The organism is Haematomicrobium sanguinis DSM 21259, from assembly GCF_000688395.1.
GTDB lineage: Bacteria > Actinomycetota > Actinomycetes > Actinomycetales > Micrococcaceae > Haematomicrobium > Haematomicrobium sanguinis.
Window position 1 is genome coordinate 50,079 of sequence record NZ_JIAG01000017.1, and the last position, 17,717, is coordinate 67,795.

Annotated in this window: 17 protein-coding genes and 1 tRNA gene; 9 read left to right on the forward strand and 9 right to left on the reverse strand. The window is 61.6% G+C overall.

Translation table 11 applies throughout. The features are described 5' to 3' along the window. Positions 1-3: 3 nt before the first annotated feature. The 3 genes from O148_RS0113110 to O148_RS16635 all read left to right on the forward strand — a co-directional run bounded on the left by O148_RS0113110 (position 4) and on the right by O148_RS16635 (position 2,221). A complete protein-coding gene (locus tag O148_RS0113110; RefSeq protein WP_026531284.1) occupies positions 4-795 on the forward strand; it encodes an ABC transporter permease in 792 nt (263 codons plus the stop codon). Then, entirely contained in the window at positions 780-1,025 is a 246-nt protein-coding gene (locus O148_RS0113115; RefSeq protein ID WP_157374639.1) for a hypothetical protein, read from the forward strand. The genes O148_RS0113110 and O148_RS0113115 overlap by 16 nt, the downstream gene beginning before the upstream one ends. A 452-nt stretch (positions 1,026-1,477) precedes the next feature. Further along, entirely contained in the window at positions 1,478-2,221 is a 744-nt protein-coding gene (locus O148_RS16635; RefSeq protein ID WP_051620214.1) for a hypothetical protein, read from the forward strand. A 79-nt stretch (positions 2,222-2,300) separates the two neighbouring features. On the opposite strand, the gene O148_RS0113125 is transcribed toward O148_RS16635, so the two are convergent. The 7 genes from O148_RS0113125 to O148_RS0113155 form a co-directional block, all read right to left on the reverse strand. Beyond that, the gene (locus tag O148_RS0113125; protein ID WP_026531286.1) at positions 2,301-2,510 is read right to left on the reverse strand and encodes a YbdD/YjiX family protein; all 210 of its coding nucleotides are present in this window, start codon (positions 2,508-2,510) and stop codon (positions 2,301-2,303) included. Beyond that, a complete protein-coding gene (locus tag O148_RS0113130; protein ID WP_026531287.1) occupies positions 2,510-4,759 on the reverse strand; it encodes a carbon starvation CstA family protein in 2,250 nt (749 codons plus the stop codon). The genes O148_RS0113125 and O148_RS0113130 overlap by 1 nt, the downstream gene beginning before the upstream one ends. A gap of 111 nt (positions 4,760-4,870) precedes the next feature. Next, positions 4,871-7,501 (reverse strand): ABC transporter permease family protein, encoded by a 2,631-nt coding sequence (locus tag O148_RS0113135; protein WP_169737539.1) that lies wholly within the window; start codon positions 7,499-7,501, stop codon positions 4,871-4,873. A 181-nt stretch (positions 7,502-7,682) separates the two neighbouring features. Further along, entirely contained in the window at positions 7,683-8,405 is a 723-nt protein-coding gene (locus tag O148_RS16640; protein ID WP_035746168.1) for an ABC transporter ATP-binding protein, read from the reverse strand. Beyond that, positions 8,402-8,974 carry a PadR family transcriptional regulator gene (locus O148_RS16645; RefSeq protein ID WP_051620215.1) on the reverse strand — a complete coding sequence of 191 codons (573 nt, stop codon included), beginning with the start codon at positions 8,972-8,974 and terminating at the stop codon, positions 8,402-8,404. The genes O148_RS16640 and O148_RS16645 overlap by 4 nt, the downstream gene beginning before the upstream one ends. A gap of 82 nt (positions 8,975-9,056) precedes the next feature. Next, a complete protein-coding gene (locus tag O148_RS0113150) occupies positions 9,057-10,034 on the reverse strand; it encodes an NAD(P)H-quinone oxidoreductase (RefSeq protein WP_026531289.1) in 978 nt (325 codons plus the stop codon). Then, positions 10,031-11,104, reverse strand: a complete 1,074-nt coding sequence (locus O148_RS0113155; protein ID WP_051620216.1) for an LLM class flavin-dependent oxidoreductase — start codon at positions 11,102-11,104, stop codon at positions 10,031-10,033. The genes O148_RS0113150 and O148_RS0113155 overlap by 4 nt, the downstream gene beginning before the upstream one ends. 173 nt (positions 11,105-11,277) lie before the next feature. Here O148_RS0113155 and O148_RS0113160 point away from each other — a divergent pair. Beyond that, positions 11,278-11,365: transfer RNA gene (locus O148_RS0113160), tRNA-Ser, on the forward strand. 19 nt (positions 11,366-11,384) lie between these two features. Here the strand turns inward: O148_RS0113160 and O148_RS0113165 are convergent. Next, positions 11,385-12,209 (reverse strand): SDR family NAD(P)-dependent oxidoreductase, encoded by an 825-nt coding sequence (locus O148_RS0113165; RefSeq protein ID WP_026531291.1) that lies wholly within the window; start codon positions 12,207-12,209, stop codon positions 11,385-11,387. Between the two features lie 233 nt (positions 12,210-12,442). On the opposite strand from O148_RS0113165, the gene kynA reads away from it, so the two are divergent. Together kynA and O148_RS16650 are read left to right on the forward strand one after the other, a co-directional pair. After that, positions 12,443-13,318 carry a tryptophan 2,3-dioxygenase gene (gene kynA / locus O148_RS0113170; protein WP_035746170.1) on the forward strand — a complete coding sequence of 292 codons (876 nt, stop codon included), beginning with the start codon at positions 12,443-12,445 and terminating at the stop codon, positions 13,316-13,318. Next, a complete protein-coding gene (locus O148_RS16650) occupies positions 13,315-14,568 on the forward strand; it encodes a kynureninase (RefSeq protein WP_035746172.1) in 1,254 nt (417 codons plus the stop codon). The genes kynA and O148_RS16650 overlap by 4 nt, the downstream gene beginning before the upstream one ends. A gap of 87 nt (positions 14,569-14,655) precedes the next feature. Here the strand turns inward: O148_RS16650 and O148_RS0113180 are convergent, their stop codons facing one another. Further along, a complete protein-coding gene (locus O148_RS0113180; RefSeq protein ID WP_026531293.1) occupies positions 14,656-15,366 on the reverse strand; it encodes an alpha/beta hydrolase family protein in 711 nt (236 codons plus the stop codon). Between the two features lie 110 nt (positions 15,367-15,476). Here O148_RS0113180 and O148_RS17235 point away from each other — a divergent pair, with 110 nt between their 5' ends. The 3 genes from O148_RS17235 to O148_RS0113195 all read left to right on the forward strand — a co-directional run. After that, positions 15,477-15,986: a hypothetical protein gene (locus O148_RS17235; RefSeq protein ID WP_026531294.1), complete on the forward strand. Its 510-nt coding sequence runs from the start codon at positions 15,477-15,479 to the stop codon at positions 15,984-15,986. A 4-nt stretch (positions 15,987-15,990) separates the two neighbouring features. After that, a complete protein-coding gene (locus O148_RS0113190; RefSeq protein ID WP_026531295.1) occupies positions 15,991-16,446 on the forward strand; it encodes a pyrimidine dimer DNA glycosylase/endonuclease V in 456 nt (151 codons plus the stop codon). 330 nt (positions 16,447-16,776) lie between these two features. After that, on the forward strand, positions 16,777-17,717 hold a 941-nt coding region (locus O148_RS0113195), incomplete at its 3' end, for an IS110 family RNA-guided transposase (RefSeq protein ID WP_026531296.1).

Consider the following 17,717-nt stretch of genomic DNA (forward strand, 5'->3'; position numbering starts at 1 on the left):
GCAATGAGCACAATGGAGCAAGCACCCGTGGGCTACGTGCACGCTGGGCGCAAAGGGCCCGGGACGTTTCGCCAGATCATGATTGTAGCCAAACGCGAAATGCAGATGATTTTGCGCAACAAGACCGTCTCGATCTCGGCCATCGTCATCCCCTTGGCGTTGAGCGCATTTATCGTGTTGCGCCCGAACAGCGGCATGGGCACCCCGGCCGTGGCAGTGGTCATGATTTCGATCGTGGCAATGTACAACGGGATCTTCTCGGTGTATTTCACGCTCACCACGACCATGACAACCCGTCGGGAGGACCTGTATCTCAAGAGATTGCGGACCTCATCCATGAGCGATGGCGCGATCATTTCCGCGATCGTGCTGCCGGTGCTGGGGATTGCCGTTTTTCAGGCGCTCATTGTTGCGGCGGGTCTCGTGTGGGTGGGCACCGTTCCCCCCACGAGCGCACTGCTATTCGGGTTGGCCATGGTGGGGCTGGTGGCGATGTCGGTGACGGCGGCGCTCTTAACCGCGAACTTCACGCCTTCGGCCAGCGCCGCGCAAATCACCGTCATGCCGTTCATGTTGGTGTTCCTCGGCACGATGTTCTGGGCCCAGTTCGCGGTTGAGGGCATGGCCCGGTACGCGCAAGTGACGCCCGGCGGATCGTTCTACGTGGTGTTGCAGGCGAGCTATGAAGGCGGGGCTGTGGCCGGGGATACCTGGCTTGCGCTCATTGCGTTGTTCGCGTGGGCCGCGCTCTTTGGATATCTGGCAAGCACAACAATGAAATGGGAGAAACGATAACGATGGAACTGCTCAAAGATCTGACGACGTTTTCGCTCTTGCCGACCGTGGGCCGAGAGATCCGGGCCGGTGTGATTGGGCTGGTGGTGTTCGCGCTCCTCGCGTACTTCCTCTTCCCAGTGGAGCGGTTGTGGGTTGCAGGGATCATCGGCGGCGCGGTGGTGATCTTCTACGTGGTGCGCTGCGTGCTGGTCGCGAAGCGGAACCGGAACGCGTCGACCCCCGCGTAGCGCGCCCCTTCGCCGAGTCGGCACGTTTTCCGCTATAGGCGCCCCCTATAGCGGAAAACGTGCCGACTCGGCGTAGGTGGGGAGCCGCGACGCTGGCATCTCGCTTCGCCGGCACACCCAGCCTGTGGATAACTTCTGCGCGGTTCTCACATTTTGGCTTGAATTGTTCCATGCCAAAACGCCCACGTCCCTTACCGCCACAGTTAGCTAGCCCCGCGTTCCTGGCTGCAGACGCGCGGAGGCTAGGGATAACCAAACACGAACTTGGCCGCCAGGAGTTGCTCACCCCGAGCCGGGGAATTCGCGCAGTGTCAGACTTGGAACCCCGCGAAGGCTCCTACCCCCAATTCGTCAGGTGCGTTGTCGCGGAATCGGTAACCGGCGTCGCCAGTCATTTCACGGCGGCGCATTTGCATGGAATTCCTCTACCGTTCCGCGTGCGGCGACAATGGATGAGCGTTGGCACTCAGCGAACACTCGTCAGCCCGCTTGACCTGGTCCACATCACGGTCCCGCCCGAGCATCGCGCGCCGCGCCGCCGGGGGACAAAAGGCCACGCCAGCGAGCTCCAACCCGAGGAAATCACCGAAGTGGGTGGGATCGCGGTGACGTCGCTAGCACGAACGATTCTGGATCTCGCCCAATACCTCAGCGAGGTAGATCTCATCGTTGCTCTGGATCACTTATTCTCGAGCGGCATGCGCAGTCTGCGTTTGACGAAAAAGGCCAGATTGCCGCGTCAGGTGTTGCTGAAATACTTGGCAAAGAAGCGAGGGACGCGGGGAATTCGCAGGCTTATGGCCGCTATCGATCGCGCCGTCGACGGTGCGGACTCGCCTCCAGAGACCAAACTGCGACTGGCATTAGAAGACGCTGGCTGCCCATTTTTCCACGCAAATATGCCCATTCACGACGAGCATGAGCAACCCGTCGCATGGCCGGATCTTGCGAACTTTGATTTCAAAGTGTGTGTTGAATACGAGGGCGCCCACCACCTCACGGCCGACCAGCTGCATTCCGATGCGAGCCGGGACATGCGCGTCCAAATGAACGGCTGGCTTCAAATCCGACTGACGAAAGTGGACTTGAGAAACATGGAGATCGCCGTGGAGAAGGTGAAGTCCGCACTTCGCAAGCGAGGTTGGACCCCCTTCGACGACACTCCCGCCGCCGAGTCGGCACGTTTTCCGCTATAGGGCCGCCCTATAGCGGAAAACATGCCGACTCGGCGGGGGTGGGGCGCTCGGCGAGGGTGGTGCGGGGGTGGCTAGGGAGCTAGCAGCAGCGGCCTTGCGGGTTGGCGTCTTGGCGGTCGGTCTTCTCCCGCCAGAACTCCTTCTCCGTCATTGGCGGTCCAGCATGCCCGTGGGCCGCGTGGTACTGCAGATACTTCTCGTAGGCGTCCGCACCCATGACGCCCCGGAAGATGCGCCGAAGCTCAAGCCAGCCGTTCCGCGCTCGAGTGCGGAAGACGCCGTCGTTCATCAGTGCCCACCGCGGCGAGGTGCCGCGCCCACGCTGGCCCATTCCTTTTCCAACTCGCGCTCAGCGGGAGTGGGGATCAGGCCCGCGGGCGCGAAAATCTTGGACGGCACTTCGGGGTCCTCGGTGCTCACCGGGGCCGGCTCGTTTCGGTGTTGCCATGCGCGCCAGGTTGCCAGGATGGCAGCCAGGATCACGATGATGGAAAGCACCACGAAGATGATTGAGAGCGTGCCCTGGATGGCGGAGTTGCGTACCACGGCTTCCATGGCGGCGACCGATTTTGCGGTGCCGAATTCGGTCTTGCCGTCGGCGAGCGCTTGGCTGAAGGCCGCATTTTGTGCCCAGTAACCGACCGCGGGAACCGGCGAGAAGATCTTGTAGGCGCTCGCGGTGATGGTCACAACCGAGGCGAAACCGAGCGGCAACGCGACCACCCACAGGTATTTGAAGCGGCGGTTGCGCGCCACGATGGTCATGCAGATGGCCAGCGCGATCGCCGCGAGAAGCTGGTTCGCGATGCCGAAGAGCGGGAAGAGGGTGTTGATGCCGCCGAGCGGGTCGGTGACGCCCATGATGAGGATCGCACCCCAGGCGGCAACCATGATCGCGGTGCAGAGCCACGCGCCGGGACGCCAGTTCGTTTCCTTGAACTTCGGGATGAAGTTTCCGATGGAATCTTGGAGCATGAAGCGGGCGACGCGGGTGCCGGCGTCGACCGCGGTGAGGATGAACAGCGCCTCGAACATGATGGCGAAGTGGTACCAGAAGGCCATGAATCCGGGGCCGCCAATGAGCGAGTGCATGATTTGCGCGAGGCCGACCGCGAGTGTCGGGGCGCCGCCGGTGCGCGAAACCACGGACTCTTCGCCGACGTTGCTCGCGAGGCTGGAGAGCATGTCCGGAGTGAGGTTGACGCCGGTCAGACCCAGCCCATTGACGAACGCGACCGCGCCTTCGATGGTGCCCCCGGTTGCGGCCGCGGAGGAGTTCATGGCGAAGTAAATGCCGCGATCGATTGACAGTGCAGCGACGAGCGCCATGATCGCGACGAAGGACTCCATGAGCATTCCGCCGTAACCGATGAAGCGGGTTTGCTTTTCCTTCTCTACCAGCTTCGGGGTGGTGCCGGAGGAGATCAGGGCGTGGAAGCCGGAGAGCGCGCCGCAGGCAATCGTGACAAAGAGGAACGGGAAGAGCGAGCCGGGGACTACGGGGCCGCCCGCGGGGTTATCGGCGTATTCGCTGAAGGCCGGCCAGTTGATTTCCGGGCGGACGATGATGATCGCGACGGCGAGCATCACGATCGTACCGATCTTCATGAAGGTGGAGAGGTAGTCGCGCGGGGCGAGGAGCAGCCAGACCGGGAGGATCGCGGCGATGAAACCGTAAATGATGATGCCCCATGCGATTTCGGTGCGGCCCAGGGTGAAGATCTCTTGGCCCCAGGCGGTGTCCGCGATCATCCCGCCACCGATAATCGCGGCCATCAGCAACACGAACCCGATGATCGAGACTTCGGTGACTTTGCCGGGGCGGATGTAACGCAAGTACAGGCCCATAAAGAGCGCGATCGGGATGGTCATCGCTACCGAGAACACGCCCCACGGGGATTCGCCGAGCGCGTTGACGACCACCAGCGCGAGGATCGCCACGATGATGACCATAATGGCGAGGGTTGCGATGAGCGCTGCGGTGCCACCGATCACACCCAGTTCTTCGCGCGCCATTTGGCCGAGCGAGCGCCCGCCGCGGCGCATCGAGAAGAACATGACCAGGTAGTCCTGAACCGCGCCGGCGAGCACCACGCCGACAATGATCCAGATGGTGCCGGGCAGGTAGCCCATTTGCGCGGCCAGGATTGGGCCGACGAGCGGGCCGGCACCGGCAATGGCCGCAAAGTGGTGGCCAAAGAGCACCCGGCGATCGGTAGGGACAAAGTCCTTGCCATCGGCGTTGTACTCGGCAGGGGTGGCGCGCCGATCATTGGGACGGGTGATCTTGTTCTCGATGAACTTGGAGTAGAAACGGTAGGCAATGAAGTAGGTGCACACCGCTGCAAACACAAACCAGATCGCGTTCACCGGTTCGCTGCGCACAATCGCGAGGATCGTCCAGGCGACGCCGCCCAGTAGCGCGATCGCGACCCAAATGATGATCTTGATCGGTGTCCACTTGCGGTCTTCGGCCTGCGCGACCTTCTCATCGACGGCCGGCGGCGGAAGTTCCTGATTCCCCACGGTCTGGCTCACGGTGCTCTCCTTTGAGGTGGCTGGCGCTTCCCGGCGCTGCGAGTTTTACGGTCATGACATCGGTGATGTGAATCTCATATTACTCACCCGCAAGAACAGATAGCGCAAGCTTCAACCTAGCCGCTCGCGCCGTGGCGGAGGCAATTTTGCCCTGGTGAAGAGCCACGCCACCGCAGCGGCAGCCAACGGCGTTCCGAGCAGCAGAACTGCCAGTCCTAGCCACGGAACGCTAAGGGACGCCCCGGACATCACTTGGGAAAATGTCACTCCAAAGATGACACCAATGAGACCGCCCAGTGCGCAACCCAACATACCGGTCGTTCCAGACTGCCACCCTGCCAACGCTTTACGGACCCGCGGCGACGCCCCAATGCTCGCAAGTACGGCGTTCGCCTCGCGGCCCTCGGCCGCCGCGAGCCCTACGCTAATGAGCAACACGATCACGAGGAATCCCACAGCGCCAGCGGCTATAACAGTGGAAATTCCCTCAGCCTGAGACTGGCCCTCTGATGCGTCCAATACCTGCACGGGCCGGCCTGGAACCGAAAGTTCTGACACCGTTTTGGCCAGCTGGGCGACCTTTTGCGCGCCCAACGGCTGAGGAATGTCGTATGTGCGCAAGATAGGTACCGCGGTCATACCCAGGCGCTCCGCGGCTGAGGGCGAGAGCAACACTTGAGTTCCATAGCTCGCCTTGTCCGATACGGTCGCGGGCACCTCGCCAACTGGCGAGCTGGCGTAATAGTCCTCCAGATCGCGCGCGTTGGTGTCCCGAGGGGACTCGTCATCGAGTTGAACAAACTTGAGGACCTGGCCGTCGATGAGTGCGGGCATGAAGGTGAGCGCGCCACCAGAGTCTAGGGCCTGTTGCTCTTGGGGACTCGGTGCAACGCCCGTGATTCGCTGAAACGTGGCCGCATCTCCCACGACATAACTTGGCATCCGCCCTTGGGTGAATCCGCCCTCACACTGCAGCGTCCCGTTTCGATCTGGGGTGCAACGGTTAGCTTCTGGAGTGAGCGCAAGGTAGGGATCGCAGTCGGGTTTCTCCTCCGTCACGGTGCAATTAGCCATTGACTCGACGGCATTGATCATGAGTGCCGTATTCGCGCTCGGCTGGGTTTCAAGCACTGCGGAATCCAGTTGGGCGTACCAGTCCATCGGGTCGACGCCTTTTGGCCTTGCCTGACTGTTGACCGTCAATGCCAAGGTATTTTCAGCGGTGGCGCGCGGCTGTGAACTGAGAATGTAGTTTTCCGCCGATGCGGACGAGATCATCCCGAGCGACACTCCCATCGTCACCACGGCGATCACACCTACCGATGCGGTAGTTCGGGTCCGATTTCTCGCCGAATCGCGCAACGCCATGCGAAGCGAGACCGGGAGTTTCCCTTGGTTTTTCGCGAGCAGGGCAACAATGGGGCTGACCAATAGCAAGATTCCAATAAGTACGACGACGAGCCCCACCATGGCCAAGGCACTCCCCAAAAATTGGGTTGAGTTCTGCGATTCGGATTCAAATGCTGCCTTAAATGCAAAGTATCCCGCGAGAGACACGGCAAGCCCGCACGTCACCGTTACGATTCCAGCGCGCCATCGAGGCGGTTTCGTGTCGCCCGCTGTTCGGGCTAGTCTCAGTGCTGCTCGCATACTGGATTTCTTGAGGCGGCGCGCAGGGATGCCGCTGGAAATCATGCTCACGGCGATGGCCGCCAGAATAAGAATGGGGATAATTGCCCACCAGATATGGGGACCGTAGAGTCCGCCGATGACGTTCTTTCCTATCGCGACGGCCCCGACCCCCGCACCAATGCCTACGGCAACACCGACAATTCCTCCCACCGCACCAAGAATCAGACCCATGCTTGTCAGCGATCCCGAAACCGTTCGGCGATCGGCACCGGTAATCGCCAGCAGAATACTTGATCGGTACTGTTGCCGAGCAGACACCGAATATGCTGAGACGCAGACCATAGCAAAAATGAGCGCGAGCACACCGCCACCAATAACTCCGAGTCCCACAAAGAGAATTTCTCCCGATTCCGAACGTTGCACCGATTGCAAACCGTCCGGAATATTCACGTTTCCGGGTGGGGGATCCAGGAGGACGGTCCGCGAATCCACCAGAAAGCCGGCCTTGTTGAGTTTCTGAACGTCATTCCAGCCCACAGACGAATCCGAAGCGACATACCAAGTTTGCACAGGGGAGCTTCCCCTTGACGATTCCAAACTTGCGCCAGCGAATGTCTTGCCAAAGAAGTAGATCGCCCCGGATGGTGTCTCCCGGTTTTCTGGGCGGACGACGCTACTTACAGTGAGAGTGACGCCGTTGGGTGCGACCGGGATTTCCAGCGAGTCTCCCACCTTGAGCTCAAAGTTCTTCGCAAGTTGTTCGGTGACGGCGACCTCGGTATCGCCCTGGGGCGCACCGCCGTCGATTACTGTAAAACCGCCGCGCTCCTCGGGCCGAAAGATGTCTCGATATATCAAGTTCGCGCCAAATGAGTAGGTGCTTGTGCTTACCGAAACCCCCGTTTGCCAGGTGGGCAAGAGCTCGGAGTTCGCCGGGAGCAGGTCTGGCAGGAGTTGGTTCGCTGACGATACCGGGCGCTGATTTTCCTGGGTCGCCCCTGGCACGGCTGGCGACAACAAGAAGTACTCGTCCGGCCTGCGCGGGTCCTGAAGAATCGGTTGGCCAATTTCGGTAATCTTCGCCTGATAGCCCCCGACAAACTCGCTCACTCGTTCCTGGGCATTCGGTACCATGCTTGCTGATACCACGGCTACCGCCATCACCAGTGCAACCGGCATCATGACCATGCACACGATGAGTGCGGACCGCCCCCTGTGGCGCGTGATTTCTCGACGAGCAAGCCTCAAGCAGATGCGCGTTCGAGCGAACCAACTCTTGAATGCCCCCATCTCACGCGCTCGCACTCAAGAGTTCATCGGGGCCAGAAGTGGGCTCCGCCGTGTCAACTATCCGCCCGTCGCGCAGGAAAATGACTCGATCGGCCCATGCTGCGTGACGTGGCTCGTGAGTGACGAGGAGCACCGACGAGCCAGCATCGGCACGGTCTCGGAGCGCCCCCATGATCTCTTCTCCCGTAACTGTGTCGAGGGCTCCGGTAGGTTCATCGGCAAGGATGAGCTGCCTATTGCCCACGATTGCCCGGGCAATAGCAACACGCTGTTGCTGACCCCCCGACATTTCTTCGAGGAAACGGTCACCGAGTTCTCCAATCCCGACGCTCTCCAGCGCTTTTGAAGCAAGGCGGCCCGCCTTTCGCGCTGAAACTCCATCGAGTTCAAGCGGTAGCGACACATTTTCTGACGCGCTGAGGGTCGGCACCAGATTAAAGTCTTGGAAGACGAACCCAATGGACCGCCGCCGCACCCTGGCCAGGTCATTCAGGCTCAAGTCGGCAAGCGGTGTCCCTTGCACAAACACCGCGCCGTCGTCGGGTCGGTCGAGCCCTCCGGCTATTGATAGGAGCGAAGACTTGCCTGACCCGGATGGGCCCATCACAGCAACAAATTCGCCGCTCACAATTTCCATCGAGACATTTCGGAGCGCAGCCACACGATTTGCGCCAGAACCGTAGCTTTTGTTGACCGAAGCCAGTTGAAGCGCCTGATTTCTCATGAGTGACTCCTAATTGTTGAAGCTTGATCCGGTCTGGCCGATGAATGCTGAGGGCGCAAGGCTTTCTTTGCCGTGACTTCCGCATGGTCCAGCCATCGAACCTCTGCCTCTGCGGCAAAGATGTGCGAATCGAGCACAAGTAGCCAGGCGGTATCTAGTTGCGAATCCGCCGACCTTCGCAAGCGATTGAACTCTTGAAGTGATCTGATTGACGCGGACCGCTGCACCTGGATAACCGCCGACACATCGACTCCCGGTACTGTCAGGGCCAGCGCAATCTTGATAGCCAGCTCGTTTCTGGGCAACGAGTTCCGTTCTACCGGCGACTCGAACCACTGTTGCGCTTCCGCCTCACCTTTTTCGGTGAGTTGGTAAATAACATGGCCTTCCCCATCGTCGCCCTTGTTCTCGATGAAGCCGTCGCGATCGAGTCGATCCAGCGTCGTGTACACCTGACCGATATTGAGTGGCCAGGTCCCTCCGGTTCTGTCTTCGAATTCTGAGCGGAGTTGATAACCGTAACGCGGCCCCTCAAGGAGCATCGCCAAGATCGAATGCTTAATCGACATCTGAAACCCTTACATACTCGGTATATACATAAGCATGCATACCGAGTATGTAGTTCGTCAAGAGTTGTGAGGGGAAATCTTTTTAGACCGTCAGGAGCACTTTTCCGGCGTGCTGCCCCGAGTTGAAATACTCGTGTGCCTGGGCGGCCTGATCGAGCGGGAAGGTCCGGTCGATTTGCGGCACCAGTGCACCGGACTCGATGAGCGGCCACACCACCTCGCGTACCTGGCGCATGATTTCCGCCTTTTCTTCCGTCGGCCGAGATCGCAGTGTGGTGCCAATGATGGACGCGCGTTTGGTCATCAAGGTGCCGAGGTTCAGTTCCGCAGTGGCTCCCCCTTGAAGTCCGACGACGACCACTCGCCCGCCCAGCGCGAGTACAGATATATTCCGCTCAAGATATTTAGCTCCAATGACATCGAGCACAACATCGACGCCGCGGCCTTCGGCGAAGGCGCGCACTTCTTCCACGAAATCTTGATCGCGGTAATTGATCGCGAGGTTAGCGCCAAGGTCGAGGCATTTCTGGCACTTTTCCGGGCTTCCTGCGGTGGCGATGACGGTGAGTCCCAATGCCCGGGCCACCTGAATCGCCGTGGTGCCAATTCCGCCTGCGCCGCCATGGATCAAAATGGTGTCCCCCGGCTGCGCATCGGCGACCATAAAGATATTGGAATATACGGTGGCGACGGCCTCGGGGATGGCGGCCGCATCGACCAGTTCGACATTGTCCGGCCGATGCAAAACCTGCCCGGCAGGCACCGTGACCTGCTCTGCATAGCCACCTCCCGAGAGCAGTGCCACCACTTCATCACCGACGTGGAATATATCGACGTCCGGAGCTACAGCCGCAATGGTGCCTGAGACCTCAAGCCCAGGGAGTTCGGATGCACCCGGTGGCGGCGGATAAACGCCTTTGACTTGTTGAACATCGGCTCGGTTGATACCCGCGGCGACCACATTGATCCGAACCTCTCCCGGTTGCAACATGGGCACCGGCACCTCGGTGGGGACGAGTGTCCGTGCACCGTCGACGTCCCGAATCTCTACTGCTTTCATGCGAGCTTCTCCTGAACTAATGGTGCAACTTCTCGGGCGTAGAGCTCGATGCTGGAGCGGAGCTCCTCATCTGGCATCGGACCGCCGTTGTACTTGAGGTTAAACCGGGAGAGGCCAAGAGTCTTGGCGGTGGCGGCGATTTTGGTGGCCACGGTTTCCGGCGAACCAACGTAATGCGCGCCGTGTTCCATTTCGGCAAGGAAATGCTCAAAGGTTGGTTCTGGCCACCCGCGCTCGCGCGACATGATCCGGCCGCGAGACTCGTAATACGGCCAATAAAAGTCGATCGCTTCCTTGTCCGTCGGGGCAACAAAACCAGGCGAGTGCACCCCGACCGGGGCGGTGGGTTGGCCAAACTCGGCGAGTGAGCGGTGGTAAAGATCAACGTAGGGTCGGAAACGCGCTGCGTCTCCCCCGATGATCGCCAGCATGAGGTTAAACCCGTAGCGTGCCGTGCGCACCACGGATTCTGGACTGCCTCCCACGCCAACCCACGTTGTTAGCGAACCGGACTCGGTGACCGGGTAGGCCATTTGCCGCGACAGCGGCTTCCGCATGGTGCCTTGCCAGGTCACCGGCTCTTCCTTGCGCAACAGCGAAAAGAGTTCAAGCTTTTCCTCGAAGAGTTCGTTGTAGTCCTCGAGGTCATACCCGAAGAGCGGAAAAGACTCAATGAAAGATCCCCGCCCCAAGGTCACCTCGGCACGGCCGTTCGACAGTCCGTCAAGGGTGGCAAAGTGCTCATAGACGCGCACCGGATCATCCGAACTCAACACCGTCACGGCAGAGCCCAAGTGAATGTTTTGCGTTCGCGCGGCAATCGCGGCCAAGACAATTTCGGGTGAGGACACCGCATAGTCGGGGCGGTGGTGTTCACCGACGCCGAAATAGGAAAGCCCCAGTTCGTCGGCCAGAACGCCGTGTTCCACCACGCGCCGCAACGATTCCCCTTGCGAAAGCCGCTGGCCGCTCGAGTCCGCCAGAACGTCCCCGAACGTGTCTAACCCCAATTCAAGGTGAGGCGATTCGGGAACGGAACCACTCGCCGTCGTGCTTAAATCTTTTGCCATGACTCCCCCTGGGATTCCGCGGATGCTTGGTGCGGTTAACCCTATCGCCCTCGCGAAACGCGCACACTCGAAATCGACTGTGCAGAAAATGCACGCTTTAACGGCGTGTCGCGTGCGTGTTCTGCACAGTCGAATTGGGGGCGGGGCGCCGAATGTGGGAAACTTGTACGTCTGGAAGGTTGTCCGAGCGGCCTAAGGAGCTGGTCTTGAAAACCAGTGTGCGGTAACCCCGTACCAAGGGTTCAAATCCCTTACCTTCCGCATTTACCCTAGTCAGAGGCTAGTTCTGGTCCTCATCACGAGAACCGGAGCTAGCCTCTTTCTTTGCCTCAAACGCCGAGCCCACACTCAATCCGCCATCCACGCGAAGCACCTGCCCGGTCACCCACGCCGCATCGCGAGAAGCCAAAAAAGCGATGGCGGCAGCAATGTCCTCGGGCTCGCCGACGCGCCGCAACGGGTACAGCGAAGCGAAGCGATCCGGGCCGCCTTGCGAATCCCAGACCCGGGTCCGAATTGTCCCGGGCGCCACGGCGTTGACGCGCACCCCGCGCGGACCATACTCGGCCGCCAGATTCCGCACCAGCGGACCCAGCCCCGCCTTCGCGGCCGAATACGGCTCACTGCCCAGCGTCATGTCCGCGTTGATGGAACTGACCACGGTAATCGACGGACCGGCCGCGCTTGCGCGTAAGTGCGGCAATGCAGCGCGAAAGGTCCGAACCGGGCCAAGCAGATTCAGTTCAAACATGTCGCGCCAGTACGAATCGTCCGTCTCGCTAAACGTGCCGTACCCCGTGTCGCCGCCGGCGACGTGCACCAACGCGTCAAGCGCCTCGCCCTCGTCGAGCACGCGCGCAACCCCATTGCGCACGGACGCGTCATGCAGCACATCCATGCCGATCGCAACGTGCCCGTCGCCTGGAACGTTCTTCAGTGCCGCAACCGCCGCTGATTCCTCGAGATCCGCCAGGATCACCCGCCCGCCTTCGGCAGCAATGCGCCGCGCCGTAGCCAAGCCGATCCCCGTCGACGCGCCCACGACGAGCGCGCGGCGCCCCGCGAAGCGCGAACCAACGGCGGGAAACTCACTTTCGCTAGACATGCGGGGAGCTTAGCATTTGGCGCGCCGGTCCCGCGGAACAATCTTTGGCGCCGCCTCGGCCCGCCGGCCTCACCAAAATTTCCGCGCACCTTTACAAGTACGACGGCGTTGCCCACCTCCCAGCCGGCCCGGCACGCGGGTGCCGCGCGGGAAGGGGCCGAGCAACGCCGTCGTACATCCTCTCGGGGCCCAGTGGGCGAGTTTCGCGCCCGAGTCGGCCCACCGATAAGCTCTTGAGCGTGCACAACAGCGAATCCAATGACGGAATCCGGCCCATCGAGAATGGCGTGCGCACCGACTTTCACGGTGCGATGACCTACGGGCGGTACCTTGACCTCGACCGGCTGCTCGCCGCGCAGCACCCGGTCTCTGACCCCGAACACCACGACGAACTGCTCTTCATCATCCAGCACCAAACCACCGAACTGTGGCTGAAACTGATGCTGCACGAGCTGCGCGAATTCCGCCGCCTCATCGACGCCGATGACCTCGGTAAGGCGCTCAAGGCGATCGCCCGCGTCAAGGCGATTCAACGCACCATCACCGAACAATGGACCGTGCTCGCGACCCTCACCCCCCGCGAATACGCGCAATTCCGCGGCGAACTCGGCAACTCGTCCGGGTTCCAGTCCTACCAATACCGCGCCGTCGAATTCATTCTGGGCAACAAAAACGCGGGCATGATCAAGGTCTTCTCCTCCGAGCCGGACGCGCAAGCACTCCTGCAGCAGCTCCTCGAAGAACCCACCGTCTACGACGCGCTCCTGCGCTACATGCACCGCGCCGGCCTGCCCATCCCGGAGCACATCCTCTCCCGCGACGTCACCCAGCCGTGGACATTCCAGGAGGACCTCGTGCCCGTCTTCCGCGCCGTCTATGAATCCGAAGACACCCCCTGGGGCATCTACGAGGCGTGCGAAGACCTGGTCGACTTGGAGGACAACTTCCAATTCTGGCGCTTCCGCCACCTGCGCACCGTGCAACGCACCATCGGCTTCAAACGCGGCACCGGCGGCTCCTCCGGCATCGACTTCCTGCGCCGCGCCCTGGACCTCACCTTCTTCCCCGAACTGTACGCCGTCCGCACCGACATCGGAGCCACACCATGAGCACCGCACCTGCGAAAACCGCCGCCGAACTGGACGCCGCCGATCCGCTGGCCGCCTACCCCTCCAAATTTGTGAAGCACGACGGCGTTGCCTCCTACCTGGACGGAAATTCCCTTGGGCGCCCGCTCACCAGTACCCCGGAGCGGCTGCGCGCCTTTGTCGAAGGGGCCTGGGGCGAACGATTGATCCGCTCCTGGGACGAGTCTTGGATGGATGAGCCGACCCGAGTCGGCGACCAGTTGGGCCGCGTCTGCCTGGGCGCCGCCGCGGGGCAGACCATTGTCGCTGACTCGACCTCGGTCATGTTGTATAAGGCGTTGCGGGCGGCGCTTGATGCGGACGTCGAGCGGAACGAAATTGTGCTGGACCGTGACAATTTCCCGACCGACCGGTTCATTGTCGAAGGCATCGCCGCCGAACGCGGCGCGAAACTCGTGTGGCTTGAACCGGACTCCTCGCTCGGGGTGAGCGAAGACCAGGTGCGCGGCGCGGTCGGGGCGGGGACCGCCGTCGTGCTTCTATCCCACGTCGCCTACCGGTCCGGGTTCATTGCCGACGGCCCGGGCATTACCGCGGCCGTGCATGAGGCGGGCGCGCTGATGCTGTGGGATCTGTGCCATTCGGTGGGTTCGGTGCCGCTCGCGCTGGACGAGTGGGGCGCGGATCTTGCGGTCGGGTGCACGTACAAATACCTGAATGGCGGGCCCGGCTCCCCGGCGTTCGGGTACGTGAGCCGGGCGTTGCAGGGGCGCGTGCGGCAACCGATTTGGGGGTGGATGGGCGCCGCCGATCCGTTTGGGATGACCGCTTCCTATGCGCCGGCCGAAAGCGTGCGGCAGTTTATTTCCGGGACGCCGCCGATCCTGGGGATGCAGCCGCTCAAGCACATGCTGGAGTTGGTTGAGGCCGCAGGCATGGACGCGATTCGGGCGAAGTCCGAGTTGCTGACCGCGCGTGCTGTGGAACTGATCGAGCGAGATTTGGTGCCATTGGGCGTTGAGGTGGCCAGCCCGCTGGATCCGGCGGTGCGCGGTTCCCACGTGACGATCAACCACCCGCGGTTCCGTGAGGTCACGGCGCTGTTGTGGGAGCGTGGCGTGATTCCGGATTTTCGGCCGCCGCACGGTTTGCGGATTGGGCTGTCGCCGCTCTCGACGACTTTTGCGGAGCTCGATGCGGGGATCGAGGCGATTCGCGTGGCGATCGGCGAGGTCGGCGAGGTCGGCGACACAATTTCTGCACAACTTTGAGCGTTTTGTGAGCGGCCCGGGTTGGCGCACCGGCCTCTGACTAGGGGTTTTGCCAAGGGGCCAAGTCAGATATGCCTCAAAGTTGTGTCAATCTTGTGTGGAATGTGCCGAAAGCACGGCCACCACGGCATCCACGCTCGCCTGATACGCCGCGGTCCCGGGCGTGATGATGTCCATGTGGCTTCCCGTCACCTCGACGAACCGCGCCTGCCCGCCAACGCGATCCACCCAGTTGCGTGCAAACTCGAAAGGAACCACGTCATCTTCGCGCGAATGCAGCGCCACCACGGGCACAGACGGCTCCAGGCTCATCGGGTCCGCGGCGCGATATTCGTCCGGGCGCTCCTCGGCGGTGCCGCCCATCAGCAGGTGCGCCGCGTTGTCGCTCAACCCACGCCGCTCGGTTTCGGCAAGGTCCAGAATCCCGGCCTGGGATACCGCCCCGGCAACCGGCGTGTGCGCCGCGGCCCACACGGCGAGGTGACCGCCAGCCGAATGCCCGAGCAACACCACCGGGAACCCCGCGACCACGGTGTCGGCGATGGCACGCACACCGGCCACAACGTCCTCAAACGTTCCAGGCCAACCCGCGTCCTCGGCCCGGCGGTACTCCACATTGACGGCCGCGAACCCGCGCGTCACGAGATCTTGCGCGCTGGCCACACCGAGTTCGGCGGTGTACGCGCCGCGCCAATACCCACCGTGCACGATCGCGACGACAGCCCTCACCCGCCCCGGCGGCAAGTACAGGTCTATCCACTGATCCGGATGCTCACCGTACTGAATCCGATCCGCCATCCCCGCCCCTCACCTCGACTGTGTAGCAGTTAATGCCCATGTTTTCACACTTTATGGGCATTAACTGCTACACAGATTCGGGGATAGGATGGAAGTGCGGAGGACACCAGATGAGCGCAACATTCTCCATCACCAAAATTACGACGGCGCGTGCTCACCACACGCTGCTGGTCACCTCTGCGGCGTTCGCCTCGGTCATTATTCTTGGCTCCCTGACGGCAAGGATCCCGGGTGCGGTCACCATTTCTTGGATCAGCATTGTGGTTGCCGCTCTTCTCACCGCGGCCGTGAGCGCCGGGCTTTCCCTTCTGGCGCACCGCTACTTTCCGGCCCCGCCCTCGGAGCGAGAAGAATTATATGCACGCCACCTCGCGGCGTTCACGGCCTGGTCCCAGCATGAGCTTGACCCCGATCTCGCCCTCGCCCGCCCACACATGATCGATGTGCGCGTTCCGGAAACCGCCCGGCTCGTCCGGGCTCTCCGCTCGGCCGAGCGTGCCGCTTCCGGATCCTTGGATGACTACCGCGTGGCAGTTAGCGAACTCGAATCCGCGCTATCGGGCGCGCTGAACGTTTCCCCGACGCCCGTGCTCGAAAAGCCACCGGCCAGCCTAAAGTAGAGGGATGCGTCTGTGGTCACTCCACCCCTCCTACCTTGATCGGCAGGGCCTCATTGCCAGTTGGCGGGAAGCCCTCTTGGCACAGAAGGTACTCCTTGGCGAAACCAAGGGCTACAAAAATCATCCGCAACTTCAGCGATTCAAGGCCACCGAGGACCCGGTTGCGGCGCTTGGCAGTTTCCTGACGGCACTGGTGGAGGAGGCGAGCGAGCGCGGCTACCGTTTCGACGCGACCAAAATTGTGCGCACCTGGCCCGCGGGCGCCGAGCCGCTCCACGTCACCGAAGGGCAGCTTGAGTATGAGTGGTCGCACCTGGAAAAGAAGCTCACCGAGCGTTCCCCAGACCATCTGTCTCAACTCGTGGACAGCGGGCATCTGCCGCTTCGCACACACCCGCTCTTCTCGAGCGCTCCGGGCGCGATCGAGCCCTGGGAGCGCCCCTCCAACTCGTCTATGTAGCGCTGTAAGGATTGGGTTGGCTGGTTTGGGACTGGCTAGCAGGATGGGTATTGGTTGTTCGCTCTTGTTGTGGTGTTGTGACTCGATGTAGCGCTGGCCGCCCTTGGTTGGGTGTGCTTTGAAGTCGATTTGTCCGGCACGTGAACAAGGGTGGGCGGCCAGTGCTCTTTCCGCTCGTTCCGATGACTTGATCAGAAGGTTGCCCACCATACCGTTGTTGGTGTGGTGTGGCTCGTTACAGTGTTGTCTCGAAACGCTTTCCCGGGACCGGTGACTGGCCGCCCTTGAGCGGCCGTGTATCACTTCATTGACCGAAGGGAAGCAACCGCTATGACTATCATCGCGCACTCACACGCGTTTATCATCGGGATCGACACGCACGCGAAAAATCATGTGTTCGCGCTCATTGACGCGAATACCGGGGAAAGTGTGGATACCCGCTCTTTCCCCTCGACCTCGCGCGGGTACCACCACGCGATCGATTGGGCTGGGAAGCGCACTCACGGGAGCCAGGAGAACTTGTGGGTGATCGAAGGGGCCGCGTCATACGGGGCACGGTTATACCGGGCACTGACTCAGGTGGGGAACCAGGTGGTTGAAGCGGCCCGGATGTCCGCTAAAGACCGGCACGCTCAGGGCAAGGACGACACCATTGACGCGCACCGGATCGCGCACAGTGTCCGGAACTTACACCCTCACCAGTTGCGTTATCCGCGCCAGGACCAGGACGCCCGTCAAGCATTAGCGATCCTGGACACCGCGCGCACCTCGATGACCAAGGAACGCACCGAGCATGTGAACGCGCTCGGCGCTTTGGTACGTAAAACCGAGTTCGGTCTGGACACCCGCAAAGCCCTGTCCAAAGCGACGATCACTATGATCGCCGGCTGGCGTGCCCGCAAGGGCGAGGACCTGGACATCGCTACCGCGCGTCATGAAGCGATCCGGCTGGCCAAACGCATCCAGGACCTCGACGAGCAACTCGCCGAGAACAAAGAATTGATCACCCACGCCCTGGAACACACCGAAGCAGCCGTGCTCTTGAAAGAAAAAGGGATCGGTCCGATCAGTGCCGCCCGGGCGATGATCGTGTGGTCCCACCCGCGCCGGGTGAAAAGCGAAGCCGCGTTCGCCGCGATAGCAGGCGTGAACCCGATCCCGGCCTCCTCCGGGAACACGCAACGCCACCGGCTCAACCGCAGCGGCGACCGGAAACTCAACGCGGCCCTGCACATGATCGCGGTCTCACGCATGACCCACGACTCCCACAC